Source organism: Candidatus Pantoea multigeneris (assembly GCF_011752615.1).
In the GTDB taxonomy this organism is placed as follows: domain Bacteria; phylum Pseudomonadota; class Gammaproteobacteria; order Enterobacterales; family Enterobacteriaceae; genus Pantoea; species Pantoea multigeneris.
Genome location: NZ_VWXF01000023.1, coordinates 1 through 3,071 on the forward strand (window position 1 = coordinate 1; position 3,071 = coordinate 3,071).

Annotated in this window: 1 rRNA gene; it reads right to left on the reverse strand. The window is 52.7% G+C overall.

From position 1 onward, the window contains the following. Positions 1 to 22 precede the first annotated feature (22 nt). Positions 23 to 2,927 (reverse strand): 23S ribosomal RNA (locus tag F3J40_RS24540). Positions 2,928 to 3,071 lie beyond the last annotated feature (144 nt).

Consider the following 3,071-nt stretch of genomic DNA (forward strand, 5'->3'; position numbering starts at 1 on the left):
TCAAAAACGCCTCTGGCGTTGTAAGGTTAAGCCTCACGGGTCATTAGTACCGGTTAGCTCAATGCATCGCTGCACTTACACATCCGGCCTATCAACGTCGTAGTCTTCAACGTCCCTTCAGGACTCTCAAGGAGTCAGGGAGAACTCATCTCGGGGCAAGTTTCGTGCTTAGATGCTTTCAGCACTTATCTTTTCCGCACTTAGCTACCGGGCAATGCCATTGGCATGACAACCCGAACACCAGCGGTGCGTTCACTCCGGTCCTCTCGTACTAGGAGCAACCCCCCTCAATTCTCCAGCGCCCACGGCAGATAGGGACCGAACTGTCTCACGACGTTCTAAACCCAGCTCGCGTACCACTTTAAACGGCGAACAGCCGTACCCTTGGGACCTACTTCAGCCCCAGGATGTGATGAGCCGACATCGAGGTGCCAAACACCGCCGTCGATATGAACTCTTGGGCGGTATCAGCCTGTTATCCCCGGAGTACCTTTTATCCGTTGAGCGATGGCCCTTCCATTCAGAACCACCGGATCACTATGACCTGCTTTCGCACCTGCTCGAGCCGTCACTCTCGCAGTCAAGCTGGCTTATGCCATTGCACTAACCTCCTGATGTCCGACCAGGATTAGCCAACCTTCGTGCTCCTCCGTTACTCTTTGGGAGGAGACCGCCCCAGTCAAACTACCCACCAGACACTGTCCGCAGCCCGGATCACGGGCCTACGTTAGAACATCAAACATTAAAGGGTGGTATTTCAAGGTTGGCTCCACGCAGACTGGCGTCCACGCTTCAAAGCCTCCCACCTATCCTACACATCAAGGCTCAATGTTCAGTGTCAAGCTATAGTAAAGGTTCACGGGGTCTTTCCGTCTTGCCGCGGGTACACTGCATCTTCACAGCGATTTCAATTTCACTGAGTCTCGGGTGGAGACAGCCTGGCCATCATTACGCCATTCGTGCAGGTCGGAACTTACCCGACAAGGAATTTCGCTACCTTAGGACCGTTATAGTTACGGCCGCCGTTTACCGGGGCTTCGATCAAGAGCTTCTCCTTGCGGATAACCCCATCAATTAACCTTCCGGCACCGGGCAGGCGTCACACCGTATACGTCCACTTTCGTGTTTGCACAGTGCTGTGTTTTTAATAAACAGTTGCAGCCAGCTGGTATCTTCGACTGCCTTCAGCTCCATCCGCAAGGGACTTCACCTACCGACAGCGTGCCTTCTCCCGAAGTTACGGCACCATTTTGCCTAGTTCCTTCACCCGAGTTCTCTCAAGCGCCTTGGTATTCTCTACCTGACCACCTGTGTCGGTTTGGGGTACGATTTCGTGTTACCTGGAGCTTAGAGGCTTTTCCTGGAAGCAGGGCATCAGTTACTTCATCACCGTAGTGACTCGTCATCACACCTCAGCGTTAAAAAGAGTCCGGATTTACCTAAACTCTCCGCCTACATGCTTAAACCGGGACAACCGTCGCCCGGATAACCTAGCCTTCTCCGTCCCCCCTTCGCAGTAACACCAAGTGCAGGAATATTAACCTGCTTCCCATCGACTACGCTTTTCAGCCTCGCCTTAGGGGTCGACTCACCCTGCTCCGATTAACGTTGAACAGGAACCCTTGGTCTTCCGGCGAGCGGGCTTTTCACCCGCTTTATCGTTACTTATGTCAGCATTCGCACTTCTGATACCTCCAGCATGCCTCACAGCACACCTTCACAGGCTTACAGAACGCTCCCCTACCCAACAACACATAGTGTCGCTGCCGCAGCTTCGGTGCATGGTTTAGCCCCGTTACATCTTCCGCGCAGGCCGACTCGACCAGTGAGCTATTACGCTTTCTTTAAATGATGGCTGCTTCTAAGCCAACATCCTGGCTGTCTGTGCCTTCCCACATCGTTTCCCACTTAACCATGACTTTGGGACCTTAGCTGGCGGTCTGGGTTGTTTCCCTCTTCACGACGGACGTTAGCACCCGCCGTGTGTCTCCCGTGATAACATTCTTCGGTATTCGGAGTTTGCATCGGGTTGGTAAGCCGGGATGGCCCCCTAGCCGAAACAGTGCTCTACCCCCGAAGATGAGTTCACGAGGCGCTACCTAAATAGCTTTCGGGGAGAACCAGCTATCTCCCGGTTTGATTGGCCTTTCACCCCCAGCCACAAGTCATCCGCTAATTTTTCAACATTAGTCGGTTCGGTCCTCCAGTTAGTGTTACCCAACCTTCAACCTGCCCATGGCTAGATCACCGGGTTTCGGGTCTATACCCTGCAACTTAACGCCCAGTTAAGACTCGGTTTCCCTGCGGCTCCCCTATACGGTTAACCTTGCTACAGAATATAAGTCGCTGACCCATTATACAAAAGGTACGCAGTCACCTAACAAGTAGGCTCCCACTGCTTGTACGTACACGGTTTCAGGTTCTGTTTCACTCCCCTCGCCGGGGTTCTTTTCGCCTTTCCCTCACGGTACTGGTTCACTATCGGTCAGTCAGGAGTATTTAGCCTTGGAGGATGGTCCCCCCATATTCAGACAGGATACCACGTGTCCCGCCCTACTCTTCGAGTTCACAGCAAGTGCATCTTCGTGTACGGGACTGTCACCCTGTACCGTCGGCCATTCCAGACCGTTCCACTGACACACAAACTGATTCAGACTCTGGGCTGCTCCCCGTTCGCTCGCCGCTACTGGGGGAATCTCGGTTGATTTCTTTTCCTCTGGGTACTTAGATGTTTCAGTTCCCCAGGTTCGCCTCGTTAACCTATGTATTCAGTTAACGATGATGCACAGAGTGCACCGGGTTTCCCCATTCGGACATCGTCGGCTATAGCGGTTCATATCACCTTACCGACGCTTTACGCAGATTAGCACGTCCTTCATCGCCTCTGACTGCCAGGGCATCCACCGTGTACGCTTAGTCGCTTAACCTCACAACCCACAGGCGTTTTACAACGCATGCAAGCTGCAAGCATTTGAGAGACTCGAACACATCGATAGCTTCATTCTTATTACGGAGAATGAATACGACGTGTCGTTTCAATTTTCAGCTTGTTCCGGATTGTTAAAGAGCAA